The organism is Nocardia sp. JW2 (assembly GCF_051843015.1).
Classification (GTDB): Bacteria; Actinomycetota; Actinomycetes; order Mycobacteriales; family Mycobacteriaceae; genus Nocardia; species Nocardia coubleae.
Window position 1 is genome coordinate 285,433 of record NZ_JBPXLK010000004.1, and the last position, 17,409, is coordinate 302,841.

Here is a 17,409-nt window from a genome sequence, read left to right on the forward strand (position 1 = left end):
CAATGACGAAGCATTTGTCCAAGAGCATGCTCGGGCTGCTGGCACTGGGCCTGCTGCTGGCCGTGGTCGCCGGGGCGGTGGGGTTCAACTCCCTGCATGTCGGGCAGCAGCGCTACGAGGTGGAATTCACGCAGGCCGCCGGTTTGCGCGTGGGTGACGGTGTCACCATCGCCGGAGTGCCGGTGGGCACCGTCGAACGGCAGCGGTTGGCAGGCGACCGGGTACTGGTGACCTTGAGCGTCGATCGGTCGGCCCAGCTCGGAGCCGAGACCCGGGCGGCTATCAAGCTCACCACGCTGCTCGGTGCCCGCTATGTGGAACTCAGCCCGGCAGGCGACGGCGAGATCGCCGATCACCGGATCGCCCTGTCCCATACCTCTGTTCCCTATGATCTGCAGGAGGCGCTCGACAATGCGACGACGACCTTCGAGCAGATCGATGCCGGCCGGATCGCCACGTCCCTGGACGCGCTGGCCAACCAACTCGACGGTGTGCCGACGGTCCTGCCCGGTCTGCTGGACAATCTGCGCTCGCTCGCCGCGATCCTCGGCGGTCGCCGCGACGAGCTCGGCAGCCTGCTCACCGGCGTGCGGCAGCTGACCACGGTGGTCGCCGAGCAACAGGGCGACCTGGCGGCGATCACGACACAGGGCCGCGACCTGGTCACCGAGATCCTCGCCCGGCGCGGCGCCCTCCAGACCCTGATGGACGCCACGCGGCGCCTGGCGGATGAGGTCAGGATTCTCGTGGTCGAGGACCGCCCACGGATCGAGGAGTTGCTGCGTGGTTTCGACGGACTGCTCGGCAGTCTGGCCAGGCACGACGACCTGCTGCGCAACATCCTGCACATCCTGCCCGTCCCCATCCGGAACTTCGCGAACGCCTCGGGCACCGCCAACGAGGTCGATTTCACCGCCCCCGCCGGGCCGCTGATCGACTCGTGGATGTGCGCCCTGAGCGGTCGCGCCGATCAGCTCGCGATGCCGCCCTACTTCCAGGACTGTCGATGAACGCACTCACCACCGTGGTCCGGTTCGCCCTGGTTCTCGCTCTCGGCGGGCTCGCCGGGTGCGCGGTCGATCCGGCGGACGAAGCGATCACCGTCACCGCCCACTTCGACAATGCCGCGGGCCTGTACGTCGGCAACGCGGTCGCCGTACTCGGGATGCCGGTGGGCGAGGTCACCTCGGTGACCCCGCGCGGTTCCCACGTCGAGGTGGGTTTGCGCGTCGAGGGGGACGTGCCCATCCCCGCGGACGTGACCGCCGTGACCGTGTCGACCTCGGTGCTCACCGATCGGCATGTCGAGTTCACACCGGTGTACCGGGGTGGCGAAACCCTCGCCGACGGAGCACGACTCGGCCTGGAACGCACCCGAACACCGGTCGAATTCGACCGCCTGCTCGGTGCCGCCGACGGCATGGCCGCCGAGCTGTCCGGGGAAACACCCACCGACGGCCCGATCGCGCGGTTGCTCGCGGTGTCCGCCGAGATCGCGTCGGGTAGCGGCCCGCAACTGCGGACCACGCTGAACGAACTGTCCACCGCCCTTCGGCTGGGCGCGGACGGGGGATCGGAGACCAGGGCGGCGATCGCCGCGGTCGTCGACGAACTGTCGGTGCTGGTGCGTTCCGCCGCCGACAACGACCGCGCGATCCGCGAATTCGGGGGTGCGACCGCGCAATTGGGCGACGTCCTGGCCGAGCTCGACATCGGCGCGGGCGACACGGGCGCGCAGATCGTGGAGATCATGCGGCAGAGCACCGAACTACTCGAGCACAACAGCGCGAGCCTGCGCTCCACCGTCCAGCACGCGGACACGGTGACCCGTGCGCTCGCCGACTACCGCACCGAGGTCGCGGAGTTCCTGGACGTGACCCCGCTCCTGCTCAACAACGCCTACAACGCCATCGACGTCGACTACCGGGGCGTACGCGTGCACGCGCTGCTGGACAAGGTGTTCTTCGACGGCCAGCTGGTGAAGGAGATCTGCAATATTCTCGGCCTGCGCCAACTCGGTTGCAGCACAGGAACATTGCAAGACTTCGGCCCCGACTTCGGGATCACCGACATGCTGGAGGCGATGTCGAGGTTGCCGCGATGACCAGACGATGTCGCACGACCGCCGTCCTGGTGACGGGGTTCGTCCTGAGTTCGGCGACCGGCTGCTCGACCGGCCTCGGTGACCTGCCGCTGCCCGCACCCGGTGTGGGCGGGGCGAGCTATGAGATCCACGCCGGGTTCGCCAACGCCCTGAATCTGCCCGAGCGGGCCAAGGTGCGGGTACTCGGTGCCGACGTCGGTGAGGTCGCCGAGATGTCGGTACGCGACTACACCGCCGTGGTCACCATGCGGATCCAGGACGGGGTTGCCCTGCCGGTGGGCACCCGCGCCGAATTGCGCACGGCCACACCGCTCGGCGACGTTTTCGTGGCCCTCACGCCACCGGAGACCGCCGCGCCCGGCGGGCCGCTGATGCGCGACGGTGACACCATTCCGCTCGCCTCCACCCAGGCCGCCGCCACCATCGAGGAACTGCTGACCACCGCGTCGTTGCTGGTCAATGGTGGTGTCATCCGCAACCTCACCGATATCGTGAACGGGCTCGGTCGCGCGGTGGGTGATCGCGGCGCGAATCTCGCCGCGCTGCTGGACAGGTCGACGCGGGTCGTGCAGGCGCTGGCCGCGCGATCGGCCGATATTCGCACCGCCCTGGTCGAAGTCGAGGCGCTGACCCGGCAGTTGCGCGAGCAGCGTCGTCCGCTCGGTGAACTGGTCGAGCTGGCAGGCCCGGCGCTGTCGGTGGTCACCGGCGGCTCCCAGCAGGCGCTCACGCTGATCCGGCAGATCGACGCGATCAGCAGGGAACTGGCCGAATTCCCCGCGATCGATGGCACCGCGGCGGTCGGCATGGTCGCCGATATCAACCGGATCTCCGCGGGCCTCGATGCCGCGGCGACCGAGCCGAACGCGAGCCTGGCGGCGATGAACGCCATCCTCGGCCCGATCATCAATGTCACCAACGGCACCTCGGCCCACGTGAACGCCGACCTGCAGGACATCACGATCGGCTCGCTGCCCGACCCGGCACACCCGGGCGATCCGGGGAGCCGCGTGCCAGACGCGAGCGACTGGCAGAGTTTCGTCGGAACCCTCACCTACACCCTGCTCAGGTTGCAGCAGCGAGTGACGGGACCGGCCCGATGAGCGGGCGCCTGGCCGAATCGGTCGACGCGCCTGCCCGGATGGTCCTCGCCTCGGTGCGGTGGGGGCAGCGGCACCGATCCTTGCTGTCGGGAACCGCGCTGCTGGCGACCCTCGTGCTCGGGACCGCCTATCTGGTCTTCGGTTCGCTCGGTGTCGATCCCACGGCGGCCACGATGACGGTCCGGGTGCACCTGGCCCAGTCCGGCGGCCTCTTGCCCGGACAGCACGTGACGCTGCGTGGGGTGCCGATCGGGCGGGTCGAGTCGGTCGAATTCACCCCGACCGGTCTGCTCGCGACCGCGACCATCGACGCGGATATCGCCGTCCCCGCCGACGGTGCGGTGCGCGTCGCGAGCCTGTCGCCGGCGGGGGAGCAGTACCTGGACTTCCGCCCGGCCGGGGACGGCGGGCCCGCTCTGCGCGACGGCGCCGAGATCGGCGTCGACCGCACCTCGACGCCGGTGCCGCTGTGGCAGACGCTCACCCAGCTCGATTCCGCGCTCGCCCAGGTGGATCCGGCACAGCTGGGCGCGATCGTCGCCGAACTCGGTGTGAGCGAGGCGGGCCCGCGCAAACTGGCCGACATCATCGACGGCGGCGTCTTCCTGATCTCCACCCTCGACTCGGTCCTGCCGCAAACGGTGAGCCTGATCCGCGACGGCCGAACCGTCCTCACCGCCGCCGCCGACGGCGCCCCCGTCCTGCGCGAATTCGCCTCGGATACAAAGCGTCTGATGGCCGGTGTGGAAGCGAAGACCGGCGGGTTCGTCGACTTGCTCGGCGTCGCACCCGGAACGCTGCGCGCGCTGGACGCGGTGATGGCACAGAATGCGCAGGCCGTCACCGGTCTGCTCGGCAATCTCGGCGCGGTTTCGGCGATGGCGAACTCCCGGGTGCCCGCGCTGAGCGAATTCTTCTTCCCGACCGAACGACCCGGCTCCACCCTGGGCAACCTGACCGCGGCGTTCCACGACGGTGGCCTGTGGGGGCTGGTCAACCTCTACCCGAGGTACTCCTGCGACTACGACCTCCCGAGGCACCCGCCCTCGCAGCCGGACTTTCCGGAACCGTACCTCTACACCTACTGCCCGAACGACGACCCGTCGGTGCTCATCCGTGGCGCCCGCAACGCGCCACGGCCGCCCGGCGAAGCGATTCCCGGTGCGCCGCCGCCGGGACGAGCGGCCGACACCCAGGCGATTCCCACGCCACTGGGGCCATGGACCATCCCGCTCACCTACGGCGGTCCGGAGCTGCCGACACCGGTACCACGGTGACCCGGCCGCCCGCGCGACAAGCAACCATCCACGTTAGGAATCACCATGAACGACACCGACACACGGGAACCCGTCACCGAGGAGCCTGCGGTCGCCGAGGAGGCTGCGACCACGCCGGACGAGAGCCCCGAGGTGAGTGAGCCGGATGACGTGCGGGCCGCCCGGCGCATCCGATGGGCCGGAACCGCACGCAAGCTCGCGGTTCCGGCGGTCGTGGTGCTCGCGGTGCTGGCGACCGCGGTGGCCGGCTTCCTCGGTTGGAAGCTCGACGAGAAATCCGATATCGATGCCGCCGGTGAGGCGGGCCTCGCGGCCGCGCGCGCCTACGCCGTCACCCTCACCAGCGTGGACTCCAACCACCTCGACCGTGATTTCGCCGCCGTACTCGACGGATCGACCGGCGAATTCAAGGACATGTACACCAGGTCGAGCGGCCAGTTGCGTCAGCTGCTGCTGGACAACAAGGCGACCGGCACCGGAACGGTGCTCGACGCGGCGGTGAAGACCAAGACCGAGACCAAGGTCGAAGTGCTGCTGTTCATCGATCAGACCGTCACCAACGCCGCGGTCACCGATCCGCGCGTCGACCACAGCCGGGTCCAGATGACGATGGAACTGGTCGACGGCCGCTGGCTGGCGAGCCGGGTCTACCTGCCCTAATTCTCGTCCCAAGCAGTGGCGCGGGTCCGTTGCCGCCCAGCGGGAATGAGGTTCTCAAATATGAATATGGTTGTTACCATCGAAGTGCGCGCTTTTCGCGGCTTCTCGATCGTCAGGAGCTCTCCATGACCGATTTCGACACTGTGAACTATTTCACCGACCCCGAGCTGATTCCCGATCCACATCCGTATTTCGATCATTTGCGGTCGAAGTGCCCGGTCACCCAGGAGCCGCACTACGGTGTCTACGCCGTGACCGGATACGAGGAATCCGCTGAGGTACTGAAGGATTCGGCGATCTTCTCCTCGGCCGTCGCGGTGGGTGGGCCTTTCCCGCCGCTGCCGTTCACGCCGGTCGGCGACGACATCAGCGACCTCATCGAGCAGCACCGGTCGGAATTGCCGATGTTCGAGCACATGGTGACGATGGACCCGCCGCAACACACTTTCGCGCGGTCGGTATTGAATCGTCTGCTCACTCCGGCCCGTTTGAAAGAGAACGAGGAATTCATGTGGCGGCTGGCCGACCGCCAGCTCGACGAATTCGCCGCCGAGGGTCGCTGTGAATTTCTTTCCCAATACGCCAAGCCGTTCGCGCTGCTGGTCGTCGCGGACATGCTCGGCGTTCCCGAATCCGACCACGAGCAATTCCGGGTGGTCCTCGGTGCCGAACGGCCGGGTGCCCGGCCCGGCGCCATCGACAACGAAGCGCTGTCGAGCAACCCGTTGGCGTGGCTGGACGAGAAGTTCAGTTCCTATATCTCCGACCGCCGTACGGAACCGCGCGACGACGTGCTGACCTCCTTGGCGCTGGCGAAATACCCGGACGGCACCACCCCGGAGGTCATCGACGTCGTGCGCTCGGCGACCTTCCTGTTCGCGGCGGGTCAGGAAACCACCGCCAAGGTGCTCGGCGCCGCGATCCGCGTGCTCGGCGATCAACCGGAGGTGCAGGAGCGGTTGCGTGCCGACCGCAGCCTGATCCCGACCTTCATCGAGGAGACCCTGCGGATGGACGCGCCGGTCAAGAGCGGGTTCCGGCTCGCGCGGCGCGCGACGACCGTGGGTGACGTGGCGATCCCCGCCGGCGGGCTGGTGATGTTCTGCCCGGGCGCGGCCAACCGCGACCCCCGCCGATTCGAGGACCCGCACGAATTCCGCCTGGACCGCGACAACTTCCGCGAGCACATCGCCTTCGGTCGCGGCGTGCACACCTGCCCCGGGGGCCCGCTCGCCCGGGTGGAAGGCCGGGTGTCGATCGAACGAATCCTCGACCGCCTGCTCGATCTCCAGATCGACGCCGAGCACCACGGTCCGGTGGGTGCGCGCGAGTACGCCTACGAACCCACCTTCCTGCTGCGCGGGCTCAGCGAACTGCACATCACTTTCACTCCCCACTCCTGACCACGAGAGAACCGAGGTAACAAACATGACCGGACGGGTCGAAGGCAAAGTCGCGTTCATCACCGGAGCGGCGCGCGGTCAAGGCCGCAGTCACGCGGTGCGCTTGGCGCAGGAAGGCGCGGACATCATCGCCATAGATGTCTGCAAACAACTCGACAACGTGCCGTTCGCGATGTCGACCCCGGAGGACCTGGCGACCACCGCCGACCTGGTCCGGGCCGAGGGCAGGCGGGTGGTCACCGCCGAGGTGGACGTGCGCGACTACGACGGCGTGAAGGCCGCCCTCGACGCGGGCGTCGAGGAACTCGGACGGCTCGACATCGTCGTCGCCAACGCGGGCATCGGCAACGAGGGCGGTGCGCTGGCCGATCTGCGCGAGGACCTGTGGGACGACATGATCGACGTCAACCTCGGTGGTGTCTGGAAGTCGGTGAAAGCCGCTGTGCCGCACCTGGTCGCGGGTGAACGTGGTGGCTCGATCATCCTGACCAGTTCGGTGGGCGGGCTCAAGGCCTACCCGAACATCGGGCACTATGTGGCCGCCAAACACGGCGTGGTCGGGCTCATGCGGACCTTCGCCGTGGAACTGGCACAGCACTCGATCCGCGTGAACTCGGTGCATCCCACGCACGTGAACACGCCGATGGTGATGAACGAGGGCACCTACAAGCTGTTCCGCCCCGACCTGGAGAGCCCGGGGCCCGACGACCTCGTGCCGATCGCCAGGATGTTCCACACCCTGCCGGTGGCCTGGATCGAGCCCGAAGACGTGAGCAACGCGGTGCTGTACCTGGCCTCCGACGAGGCCCGCTACGTCACCGGTGTGCCCTTGCCGATCGACGCGGGCGGCATGCTGAAGTAGCCACCCCGCCGCGCCGGCCACGAGAACCCACCGTCGTGGTCGGCGCGGCGCCGTCTACGCACCGGTGGGCGCACGGCACGGGCCGGCGAATCATGAACGCGGAGAATGGGAATGAAGGTGTCGGTCGACGGGACCAAATGTGAGGGTCACGCACTGTGCGCGGGAATCGCGCCGACGGTGTTCGAGGTGAACGCCGACGATCTGGCGGTGGTGATCGAGGAGAGTCCGCAAGAGGCAGTGCTGTCGGAGGTCCGCTCGGCGGCCTCGGCCTGCCCGACGATGGCGATCGTCCTCGACGAGGACTGAACCGGATCAGGCGGCAGGGTCGTCCGCGGCCGTGCCGCCTGTCATGGTGGTTCGCGCCGCGGGACCGTACCAACCGCACGGCAGTTCACAGGTGGCGACCACGAGCCGTTCGACCTTGCCGTCGAGCGACTTGCGCACCGTTTCCGCGGCTCCCGCCGGATATCCGCAGCGGGGGCACTTCCCGTAGTAGTCCAGGATCGGGCGGATCGTGATGTGAACGGTTGCGGGCACGGTTCTCCTCCTGCCGCGTCAGTCGAGAAAAAGGTCGAGCGTCGGGGCGTCGCCGCCGCCGTACCGGGAAAGGTCGTCGACGCCTGCGGCGGTGAGTACCTCGGCATCGATGTAGCAGTGGCCGCTGGTGTCGCGCGCCGGGCGCGACAGGATCTCGATCGCCGCGTCGGCCATGATCTCCGGGCTGCGCGCGGAGCCGATCAGCTGTTCGCCGTCGGCCATGTTCGCGACGGCGGAGGTGGCGATATAGGTCTGCGGCCACAGGCAGTTCACCGCGATCCCCGCCTCCGCGAACTCGGCCGCCCACCCGAGCGACAGCAGGGTCATGCCGTACTTCGACAAGGTGTAGGCCGGGTGGGCGCCGAGCCAGCGCGGATTCATGTTCACCGGTGGCGACACGGTGAGCACATGGGGGTTGGCCGACGAACGCAGGTGCGGCAAGCAGGCTTTGGTCAGCAGGAAGGTCCCGCGCAGATTGATCTGGGCCATCAGGTCGAACTTCTTGGCCGTCAGCGCCTCGGTCGGCTCGACCGCGATCGCGCTGGCGTTGTTCACGCAGATATCGATCCCGCCGAATCGTTCCACCGCCGTCTCCACCGCGCGCTGGACATCGGCCTCGTCGCGGACGTCACCGACCACCGCCACGGCCTTGCCGCCGGCGGCTTCGATCGCGGCGACGGCGGTGTGCACGGTGCCGGGCAACCGGGGATGCGGTTGTGCCGTCTTCGCCAGCACCGCAACGTTTGCGCCCTGCCTGCCCGCGGCGAGGGCGATGGCGAGCCCGATGCCTCGGGAGCCGCCGGAGACGACCAGCGTTCGGTCGGTGAGAGGGGCGCGCTCGGTGGACATCGATCTCCTCGGGGTGGTGAGTCCGCTGGTCAACGCGGCGTTCCCCTCTGATGGTATTGGCATTCTCATTTTTTGCAAGTACCGTATTCATCGATGAACGATCCCATCCAGACCTCGTCCGGCATCCCGCTCTCGCCGGTCTACGGACCGGCGGACCTGGCCGCCGAACCGCCCGCACCGGGTGGCTTCCCTTTCACGCGCGGCAATTTCGCCACCGGCTACCGGGGGCGACTGTGGACGTTTCGCCAGTACTCCGGGTTCGGGACGGCGGAGGAGTCCAACCGCCGGTACCGCTATCTGCTCGACCAGGGCGGTACCGGGCTGTCGGTCGCGCTCGATCTACCGACCCAATGTGGTTACGACTCCGACGATCCGGAGGTGACCGAGGAAGTCGGGCGGGTCGGCGTCGCCGTCGACACTCTGGCCGACGCCGAAGTCCTCTTCGACGGCATCCCGCTCGACAAGATCAGCACCAGCTTCACGATCAACGGCACCGCCGCGATCCTGCTGGCCTTCTATGTCGCGGCGGCCGAGAAGAAGGGTGTGCCGCGTGAGAAGCTCACCGGCACCATCCAGAACGACATCCTCAAGGAATACGCCTCGCGCGGCACCTGGATCTGGCCACCGGAACCGTCGCTGCGGCTGATCGCCGACACCATCGAGTTCTGTGCGGCCGAGGTCCCGCGATTCAACGCGATCTCGGTGGCGGGCGCGCACTTTCGCGACGCGGGCGCCAATGCCGTGCAGGAGATGGCGTTCACCCTTGCCGACGGCGTCACCTACTGCGACACCGTGGTGCAGCGCGGCCGGATGACGATCGACCAGTTCGCACCCCAGATCTCGTTCTTCTTCTACACTCACGGCGACTTCTTCGAGGAGATCGCCAAATACCGTGCGGGGCGCAGACGTTGGGCCACGCTGGTGCGCGAGCGCTACGGTGCGAGTTCGGACAAGGCGTCGATGTTCCGCTTCGGCTGTGTGGCAGGCGGTGCGTCGCTGTACGCGCCGCAGGCGCAGAACAATCTGGTGCGGGTCGCCTACGAGGCGATGGCGTCGGTGCTCGGTGGCGTCCAGTCGATGTTCACCGCGGCGTGGGACGAGCCGTTCGCGCTGCCGAGCGAGGAATCGGCCACGCTCGCGTTGCGCACCCAGCAGATCCTGGCCTACGAAACCGGGGTCACCAAGGTCGCCGATCCACTCGGCGGTTCCTATTTCGTCGAGGCGCTCACCGACGCGACCGAGGCCCGCATCGTGGCGATCATGGACGACCTCGAGCGCCACGGCGGCATGGTGCGCGCCATCGAGGACGGCTATCTGCAGGGCCTGATCGCCGACGAGGCCTACCGGATCCACCAGGACATCGAGGCGGGCACCCGGCCGGTGGTCGGGGTGAACCGTTTCGTCTCCGACGAGCCCGCCCCCGAGATCGCGACCTACGAACTGGACGCCGAGGGCCGCGATCTGCAACTGAAGCGGCTGGCCCGGGTGAAGACCGAGCGCGATCCGGCGGCGGTCCGGGCCGCGCTCGCCGCCTTGTCCACGGCCGCCGAGGGAAACGAGAATCTGATGCACTACCTGATCGACTGCGCCACCGCGTATTGCACGGTGGGGGAGATGACCGGCGCCTTGAAGCGGGTCTGGGGCGAGTTCCAGCAGCCGGTGGTGTTCTGATGAGCGCGCGCGTGCTGATCGCCAAACCCGGTCTCGACGGGCACGATCGCGGCGCGAAGATCGTCGCCCGGGCCCTGCGTGACGCCGGTTTCGAGGTGGTCTACACCGGCATCCGGCAGCGGATCGAGGACATCGTGTCCATCGCGCTGCAGGAGGACGTCAGCGTGGTGGGCCTGAGCATTCTGTCCGGCGCGCACATCGCACTGACCACGCGCACCGTCGAGGCCTTGCGTGCGGCGGAGGCGAGCGATATCGCGGTGATCGTCGGCGGGACCATCCCGGGCGCCGATGTGCCCCGGTTGCTCGAAGCGGGTGCCGCCGCGGTGTTTCCGACCGGCACGTCGCTGGAGACACTGGTGGCCGAGATGCGGGCCCTCACCGACGTGATGACAGGGAGCAGCTCATGCGAATCGGAGTGATGATCGGGCCGGAGAAGGGCGACGCCGCCCGCAAGCTCACCCGGATGCTGGACGACATCGCCTGGGCCGAGGCCGCCGGGCTCGACACCGCCTGGATTCCCCAGGTGCCCAACGATTTCGACGCGCTCGTCACCGTGGCCCTGATGGGGCAGGTGACCACCCGGATCGAATTGGGCACCGCGGTGGTGCCGTTGCAGGCCCAGCACCCGATCGCCCTGGCGCGCCAAGCACTCTCGGCACAGGCGGCGGCGGGCGGACGGTTGGCGCTCGGCGTCGGCCCCTCCCATCACTGGATCGTGGCCGACATGCTCGGACTGCCCTACGAGCGGCCCGCCGCCTACACCTCGGACTATCTCGACGTCCTCACCTCGGCACTGCGCGGGCCCGGCCCGGTAGACGTGGAGAACGCGACGTTCACCGTGCACAACCCGCTCGATCTGGGTCCGGTGGCGCCGCTGCCGGTACTGATCGCCGCCCTGGGGCCGGTGATGTTGCGGATAGCGGGGGAACGTACCGACGGCACGGTCCTCTGGATGGCCGACGAGCGAGCGGTGGGCGACCACGTGGTCCCCCGGATCACGAAGGCGGCCGAAACAGCGGGCAGGCCGCGGCCGCGCGTGGTCGCCGGCCTGCCGATCTGCCTGTGCCGACCCGACGAGGTCGAGGAGGCCAAGGCGCGGGCCAACCGCATCCTCGGCGAGGCCGAGGTGTCACCCAACTATCAGCGGCTGCTCGAGGCAGGCGACGCGCGCGATATCGGCGACATCTGCGTGGCCGGTGACGAACAGGCCATCGCCGCGGGCCTCCGGCGCTACGCCGACGCGGGCGCCACCGACATCTCGGTACGCCTGCTTCCCATCGGCGGCACCCGCGACGAACTGGTCGCGTCCAAACGCCGCACGAGGGAGATGATCGCCGCACTCGCTCAGGACCTGCGGTGATCGGCCTGCGCGGCGAGGCGGGTGGCACCCGCGACCGGCCCGACGCGGCGCGAACCGACGGCCCGCTGGCCGGTATCCGGATCCTCGAGGTGGGAACCATGCTGGCCGGGCCGTACGCCACCATGCTGCTGGCCGATCTCGGCGCACAGGTCACCAAACTCGAACCACCCGGCGGCGACATCTCCCGGCAGGTCGGCGACAGCTATTTCGCCAGCCTCAACCGGGGCAAACGCAGTATCTGCCTCGATCTGACCACGCCGCAGGGACAGGACCAGCTCGGTGAGTTGGTGACCGATGCCCATGCGCTGCTGGTGAATCTGAAGCCCTCGGCCATCCACCGGCTCGGCCTGACCTACGCCGCGCTGCGGCGGTGGAACCCGAAGATCGTGTGCGTGGCGATCACCGGCTTCGGGCTGTCGGCCGGTGACGACCCCGCGTTCGACTACGTGATCCAGGCGGCGACCGGAATCGCCGCGCTGACCGGGGATCCGGCCGGGCCGCCGACCCTGCCCGGCTATTCCTCGGCCGACAACTCCACCGGACTGGCCGCGGCCCTCGGCCTGCTCGCCCAGATCGTGTCCGGCCTCGGTGGCCAGGTGGAGGTGTCGCTGCGCGATGTGATGCTCTCGCAGCTGAACTACCACGCCTCGGCCTTCCTGAACGATGGGGTGACCCCGCAGCGCCGCCCCTTCGGCGCGCACACGTATTACGTTCCCGCCCAGATCTTTCCGACGGCCGAGGGGTATCTCGCGCTGTTCATCACCCACGACGGATTCTGGCGGAGCTTCGCGGGGGAGGCGAAGGTCGCGGGCTTCGCCACCATGGCCGAGCGGGCAGCACGGCGCGACGAGGTCCTGGCGGCCGTCACCCGCGCACTCGCCGCCGACTCCGCGCGCGGCTGGGAAGCGCGGCTGCGCCCGCTCGGCGTGCCTGCCGCCGCGGTGCGGACCCTGCCCGAGGCACTGGCGGCCACACCGGAAGTCCTCGTCGACGCCGGTGAGCACCGCCTGGTCGGCAGTCCGATCCGGATCGCCGGTCACACGCCGCGCTACGGACCGCCGCCGCGCCTGGGCGAACACAACATCTGAGCCGACCCCGGCCCCGGGAGGAGATCCCGAGGCCGTCGCGCTCACTCGTAGCGCGCGGTCGTCTCGTCGCTGTCCGGAACGGCCTGGCAGGTCAGGACATAGCCGTCGGCCACCTCGTCGTCGGTGAGCGCGTCGTTCACCCGCATCGTCGCCGAACCACGGGTGAGCACGGCCATGCAGGTGGCGCAGTTGCCCGCTTCGCAGGAGAACGGCGGCGTCAAGCCCGCGCGCCGCGCGCTCTCGAGCAGCGTCTCGCCCGCATTGCGCGGCACGGTCGTGGTCGTGCGGCCGAGCACGATCGTGACGGTGCCCGCGGGGGCGGTGGGTGCGGGTTCGGCGACGGGCACCGGCTCGGTCGTGCCGAACCGCTCGCTGTAGACCTGGCCGGGCCCGGGCAGCGCGTCCTCGACCATCGCCATGAACGGTTCCGGACCGCACAGATAGCTGTCGGCGGCTACGTCGGGACCGACGAAGGCGCGCACGGCGGCCGGATCCAGCAGTCCCCGTTCGGCATCCAGATGCCGGGTCACTTCGAGCCGGCCGGGATAGCGCGCCACCAGATCGTCGAGAGCCGAATCGAAGATCGCCGACGCCCGGTCCCGGTCGGCGCACAGCAGCCGCACCCGGCGATCGGTGGTGGCCAGGGCGCTCTTGGTCAGGGACAGGATGGGCGTGATGCCGCTGCCGCCGCAGAACCCGAGCAGCGCGCCGGAACTGGCTCGCAGGCAGAAACGCCCTGCGGGCCTGCTGATCTCGACCTCGTCGCCCTCACCGACCCGGTCGATCAGCCAGTTCGACACCGCGCCGCCGGGTACCCGTTTGACCGTTGTCATGAGCTCGGCGTCGGTCTCGGGCGCGCTCGACATGGAATAGGACCGGAACAGCTCGGTGCCGTCGACCCGCACCCGGAAGGTACAGAACTGCCCGGCCAGATAGGGCATCGGACCCGAGTGCGGTGCCAGGACGAAAGTGCGGGCATCCGCTGTCTCCTTGATGATCCGGGTCACCGTCGCCCGTTGGAACAGGGGAGTTCTCGCCATGGACCGGCTCCTTCTGGTATGAAGATTCTTATGGAAAGAGAATACTATTCTCTCTCGCGAGATGGGATCTTCTCAATCCCGGCCGTGGAGGCGAGATGAACGACCGGATCGCGCTGAGTTTCGACGATCGGCACTACACCCACGCCGAACTCGACGCGCTGACCGCCGGACTGGCCGAGACGCTGACCGAACGTGGTGTGCGCCAGGGTGATCGGGTCGCGCTGATGTCGTCGAACCGGCCGGAGTTCGTGGTCGCGGTCGGCGCGATCTGGCTGACCGGTGCGGCGGTGGTGCTGCTGAGCCCGGCCTGGAAACGCGACGACGTGCGGCACGCCTTGGCCGTCACCCGACCCACCCACGCTGTCGGCGATCAGCCGGTGCTGGCCGAGGCGATGCCCATGCTCTCGCTCGACCAGCCCATCGCACCCGGCTCGACGAGCTTTGCACCGCCTGCGCCGGAGTCGGATGCGGTGCTCGTCTTCAGTTCCGGCACAACGGGTTTGCCGAAGGCGGTCCGGCACACGCACGCATCCTTCGACGCGGCGGTGCGGCACTGGCGCACGGCACTCGGATTCGGGGCCGAGGACCGGATCCAGATCGTGACACCACCCTCGCACATCCTCGGCCTGCTCAATATCGTGCTCGCGCTGCGCACCGGTGCGTGGGTGCGGCTGCATCGCCGTTTCGAGCTGGACCGGATGCTGCGCCACATCGAGGCCGACCGGATCACGGTGGAGATGGCGGTGGCCCCCATCGCACTCGCGCTGGCCGCCCACCCCGACCTCGAGTCCTACGACCTGTCCTCGTTGCGCTACATCATGTGGGGTGCCACCCCGGTGACGGCGAGTGTCGCGGAGACGGTCACCCGTCGCACCGGCGTGGGCTGGGTGCCCGCCTACGGTGCCAGTGAGCTCCCGGTGATCGCTTGCAACCCGCTCGACGGCGCACGATTGGACAGCGTCGGACGACCCGTGCCGGGCGTCGGGATCCGGGTGGTCTCGACGACTACCGGAGCCGAGGTCGAACCCGGCGAGATCGGCGAAATCCAGGCCCGCTCACCGTCGTTGATGGCCGGGTATCTGCCCGAGGAGTCCACTGCGGCCGCGTACGCCGACGGCTGGTACCGGACCGGCGACGTCGGCTACCTGGACAGCGACGGTTGGCTACGGATCACCGACCGGCTCAAGGAGATGATCAAGGTGCGCGGCTTCCAGGTCGCGCCCGCCGAGGTCGAATCCGTACTGCACAGCCATCCGGCGGTCCTGGACTGCGCGGTGTTCGGTGAACCCGACGCCGCCGACGGCGAACAGATCGTCGCCGCTGTGCTCGTCGACGGCGCGGTCACCGCCGAGGAACTCGTCGACCTGGTCGGCACCCGCCTCGCCTCGTACAAGCGTCCGCGCCGAGTGGTGTTCGTCCCCGAAATCCCGCGTCTGCCTTCGGGCAAGGTGCTGCGCCGAGAACTGAAGGAGCGTCATGGACGTCCGGCTGACCTCTGAACAGCGGCAGTTGCGCGATGCCGCCGCCGACCTGGCCGGCGACCTCGGCCCCGGCGCCGTGCACGACCTCGCCGACGAGGCGCGTGTCGAGCGGCTCGACAAAGCGGTCGCGCGGACCGGATGGCGCGCGCTGCGCTCCGACGGCGCCTCCGGTGTCGAAGTCGCGATCGTGGCCGAAGAATTCGGCCGCGGGCTGGTGGACGTGGCGTTCCTCGGCCCGATGCTGGTCGACGACATCCGGCCCACGTCAGCCGATGACACGCTGTGCACGGTCGCCGTCGACGGTCGCGCGGTCGACGCCCGCGGCAGCACCCACGCCCTGGTGCTGCGGGAGGAAACCATCTGGTCGAGCGCGATCGGCCCGGTCGCCACCGGTGCCGATCCGACCCGGCCCGAAGCCGAACTGACGGGCGCACCGACCCTGCTCGCCGAGTTGTCCCCGGCCCAGGCCGCGCAATGGCGATCGCTCGCGCTGGTCGCCACCTGCGCGGACCTGGTCGGCGCCGCACGCGGAGCCCACGCGCTCGCCACCGAGTACGCCAGAGTCCGTGTGCAGTACGGCAAGCCGATCGGCTCCCATCAGGCGGTAGCGCATCTGCTGGCCGAGGGTCTGGCGCTGATCGAGGGCTCGGTGAGTGTGTTGCGGCACGCGGCATGGGCGGTCGACGAGCTGTCTCCCGACGAGGCGGTGCGGGCGGCCGTCATCGCCAAGCTGTACTGCGCCCGCGCGGCACGCACGGTCTGCGAGACGGCGGTGCAGGTGCACGGCGGGATCGGAAACACCTGGGAGTGCCTGGCGCACTTGTACCTACGGCGGGCGCTCACCTCCACCGAGCTGTTCGCCACGAGCCTGGAGGAGATCGACAGTGGACTTTCGTGATTCGCCCGAGGAAGCACGATTCCGCGACCGGCTGCGCGGCTGGTTGGCCGAGGTCGCCGGGCAGTTCCCGACCTCCGGCGACGAATACTGGGCCACCCAGGGAAAATGGCACCGGGCGCTGTATTCGGCCGGGTTCTTCGGTTTGTCATGGCCTCGCGAATACGGCGGCCACGATCTGCCGCCGGTCTACGACGTGATCCTCGACGAAGAACTCGCGCGTGCCGGTGCGCCACCCCGGCCCAGCCTCGGCTACCTGATCCAGGGGCTCGGCAGGCACGCCGACACCGCACTGTGCCGCCGATTCCTGCCCGGGATGATCGACGGCACCCAGCGCTGGTGCCAGGGGTTCAGCGAACCGGAGGCCGGTTCCGATCTGGCGTCGCTGCGGACCACCGCCACCCGCGAAGGTGATTCGTATGTCCTTCGGGGACACAAGATCTGGACGAGCTACTCCGATGTGGCCGACTGGTGCCTGCTGCTGGCGCGCACCGATCCCGACGTGCCACGGCACAAAGGCATCTCGGCCTTCGTGGTCTCGATGAAACAACCCGGCGTGCGGCAGCTGCCGCTGCGGATGATGAGCGGGATCACCACCGAATTCGGGCAGGTGCAGTTCGACGGCGCGCGCGTGCCCGCCGATCAGATGGTCGGTGTGCCCGGCGACGGCTGGGCGGTGGCGATGACGGTGGTCGGGCATGAGCGCGAACCGTCGACGCTCGGCTACACCGCTCGCTACGGCAAGCTCGTGCGCCGGCTCGCGGCGCGCACCACCGGCGCGCTGCCCGCCGACCTGGCCTGGGCCGTGGTGCAGACCGAGATGCTGCGCCTGCATGTGCGCCGCAGGCTGTCCGAACAGCTCGACGGTGTCTCGCACGGGCCGGAGGGCTCGCTCGACAAGTTGCTCATGACCTGGGTGGAACAGTCCGTCGGCCACGCGGCCCTCGCGGTCGGTGGCACCCGTGACCCCGAGTTGCTCGGTGCCTACCTCTACAGCCGCGCGCAGAGCGTGATGGGTGGCACCGAACAGATTCAGAAGAACATCATCGCCTCGCGCATTCTCGGATTGGGAGCCTGAC

The 17,409-nt window shown here is 68.9% G+C and carries 18 protein-coding genes; 15 read left to right on the forward strand and 3 right to left on the reverse strand.

The window, feature by feature from the left end; genetic code table 11:
• The first annotated feature begins 2 nt into the window (after positions 1 to 2).
• The 8 genes from ACSVDM_RS08950 to ACSVDM_RS08985 all read left to right on the forward strand — a co-directional run bounded on the left by ACSVDM_RS08950 (position 3) and on the right by ACSVDM_RS08985 (position 7,715).
• Positions 3 to 1,010 (forward strand): MCE family protein, encoded by a 1,008-nt coding sequence (locus ACSVDM_RS08950; protein WP_439263970.1) that lies wholly within the window; start codon positions 3 to 5, stop codon positions 1,008 to 1,010.
• Complete coding sequence (locus ACSVDM_RS08955; protein ID WP_439263971.1) at positions 1,007 to 2,104, forward strand: MCE family protein; 1,098 nt, start codon at positions 1,007 to 1,009, stop codon at positions 2,102 to 2,104. Before ACSVDM_RS08950 ends, ACSVDM_RS08955 begins: the two co-directional genes overlap by 4 nt.
• Complete coding sequence (locus ACSVDM_RS08960; RefSeq protein WP_181696135.1) at positions 2,101 to 3,207, forward strand: MlaD family protein; 1,107 nt, start codon at positions 2,101 to 2,103, stop codon at positions 3,205 to 3,207. Before ACSVDM_RS08955 ends, ACSVDM_RS08960 begins: the two co-directional genes overlap by 4 nt.
• Entirely contained in the window at positions 3,204 to 4,484 is a 1,281-nt protein-coding gene (locus tag ACSVDM_RS08965) for an MlaD family protein (protein WP_439263972.1), read from the forward strand. Before ACSVDM_RS08960 ends, ACSVDM_RS08965 begins: the two co-directional genes overlap by 4 nt.
• Positions 4,485 to 4,529: 45 nt before the next feature.
• Positions 4,530 to 5,144, forward strand: coding sequence for a hypothetical protein (locus tag ACSVDM_RS08970; protein WP_439263973.1), 615 nt, complete (start codon positions 4,530 to 4,532; stop codon positions 5,142 to 5,144).
• A 125-nt stretch (positions 5,145 to 5,269) separates the two neighbouring features.
• Entirely contained in the window at positions 5,270 to 6,547 is a 1,278-nt protein-coding gene (locus tag ACSVDM_RS08975) for a cytochrome P450 (protein ID WP_439263974.1), read from the forward strand.
• Between the two features lie 25 nt (positions 6,548 to 6,572).
• Entirely contained in the window at positions 6,573 to 7,409 is an 837-nt protein-coding gene (locus ACSVDM_RS08980) for a mycofactocin-coupled SDR family oxidoreductase (RefSeq protein ID WP_225280100.1), read from the forward strand.
• 111 nt (positions 7,410 to 7,520) lie between these two features.
• Complete coding sequence (locus ACSVDM_RS08985) at positions 7,521 to 7,715, forward strand: ferredoxin (protein WP_181696130.1); 195 nt, start codon at positions 7,521 to 7,523, stop codon at positions 7,713 to 7,715.
• A 6-nt stretch (positions 7,716 to 7,721) separates the two neighbouring features.
• Here ACSVDM_RS08985 and ACSVDM_RS08990 read toward each other — a convergent pair whose 3' ends face one another.
• Together ACSVDM_RS08990 and ACSVDM_RS08995 are read right to left on the reverse strand one after the other, a co-directional pair.
• The gene (locus tag ACSVDM_RS08990; protein ID WP_181696129.1) at positions 7,722 to 7,946 is read right to left on the reverse strand and encodes a hypothetical protein; all 225 of its coding nucleotides are present in this window, start codon (positions 7,944 to 7,946) and stop codon (positions 7,722 to 7,724) included.
• Positions 7,947 to 7,964: 18 nt separating this feature from the next.
• Positions 7,965 to 8,795 carry an SDR family oxidoreductase gene (locus ACSVDM_RS08995; RefSeq protein WP_181696128.1) on the reverse strand — a complete coding sequence of 277 codons (831 nt, stop codon included), beginning with the start codon at positions 8,793 to 8,795 and terminating at the stop codon, positions 7,965 to 7,967.
• A 93-nt stretch (positions 8,796 to 8,888) separates the two neighbouring features.
• Between ACSVDM_RS08995 and ACSVDM_RS09000 the strand changes: the two genes are divergently transcribed.
• The 4 genes from ACSVDM_RS09000 to ACSVDM_RS09015 all read left to right on the forward strand — a co-directional run bounded on the left by ACSVDM_RS09000 (position 8,889) and on the right by ACSVDM_RS09015 (position 12,914).
• Positions 8,889 to 10,466: a methylmalonyl-CoA mutase family protein gene (locus ACSVDM_RS09000; protein ID WP_181696127.1), complete on the forward strand. Its 1,578-nt coding sequence runs from the start codon at positions 8,889 to 8,891 to the stop codon at positions 10,464 to 10,466.
• Complete coding sequence (locus tag ACSVDM_RS09005; protein WP_181696126.1) at positions 10,466 to 10,885, forward strand: cobalamin B12-binding domain-containing protein; 420 nt, start codon at positions 10,466 to 10,468, stop codon at positions 10,883 to 10,885. The genes ACSVDM_RS09000 and ACSVDM_RS09005 overlap by 1 nt, the downstream gene beginning before the upstream one ends.
• Positions 10,870 to 11,826, forward strand: coding sequence for an LLM class F420-dependent oxidoreductase (locus ACSVDM_RS09010; protein WP_439263975.1), 957 nt, complete (start codon positions 10,870 to 10,872; stop codon positions 11,824 to 11,826). Before ACSVDM_RS09005 ends, ACSVDM_RS09010 begins: the two co-directional genes overlap by 16 nt.
• A gap of 98 nt (positions 11,827 to 11,924) precedes the next feature.
• Complete coding sequence (locus ACSVDM_RS09015; protein WP_439264022.1) at positions 11,925 to 12,914, forward strand: CaiB/BaiF CoA transferase family protein; 990 nt, start codon at positions 11,925 to 11,927, stop codon at positions 12,912 to 12,914.
• Between the two features lie 41 nt (positions 12,915 to 12,955).
• Here ACSVDM_RS09015 and ACSVDM_RS09020 read toward each other — a convergent pair whose 3' ends face one another.
• Complete coding sequence (locus ACSVDM_RS09020; protein WP_439263976.1) at positions 12,956 to 13,954, reverse strand: 2Fe-2S iron-sulfur cluster-binding protein; 999 nt, start codon at positions 13,952 to 13,954, stop codon at positions 12,956 to 12,958.
• A gap of 95 nt (positions 13,955 to 14,049) precedes the next feature.
• Between ACSVDM_RS09020 and ACSVDM_RS09025 the strand changes: the two genes are divergently transcribed.
• Genes ACSVDM_RS09025 through ACSVDM_RS09035 form a run of 3 tightly spaced genes read left to right on the forward strand, consistent with a single transcriptional unit; the run spans position 14,050 to position 17,408 of the window.
• On the forward strand, positions 14,050 to 15,453 hold the full coding sequence (locus tag ACSVDM_RS09025) for a class I adenylate-forming enzyme family protein (RefSeq protein ID WP_439263977.1): 1,404 nt from the start codon (positions 14,050 to 14,052) through the stop codon (positions 15,451 to 15,453).
• Complete coding sequence (locus ACSVDM_RS09030) at positions 15,431 to 16,333, forward strand: acyl-CoA dehydrogenase family protein (protein WP_439263978.1); 903 nt, start codon at positions 15,431 to 15,433, stop codon at positions 16,331 to 16,333. The genes ACSVDM_RS09025 and ACSVDM_RS09030 overlap by 23 nt, the downstream gene beginning before the upstream one ends.
• The gene (locus tag ACSVDM_RS09035) at positions 16,320 to 17,408 is read left to right on the forward strand and encodes an acyl-CoA dehydrogenase family protein (RefSeq protein WP_439263979.1); all 1,089 of its coding nucleotides are present in this window, start codon (positions 16,320 to 16,322) and stop codon (positions 17,406 to 17,408) included. The genes ACSVDM_RS09030 and ACSVDM_RS09035 overlap by 14 nt, the downstream gene beginning before the upstream one ends.
• Position 17,409: the final 1 nt, after the last annotated feature.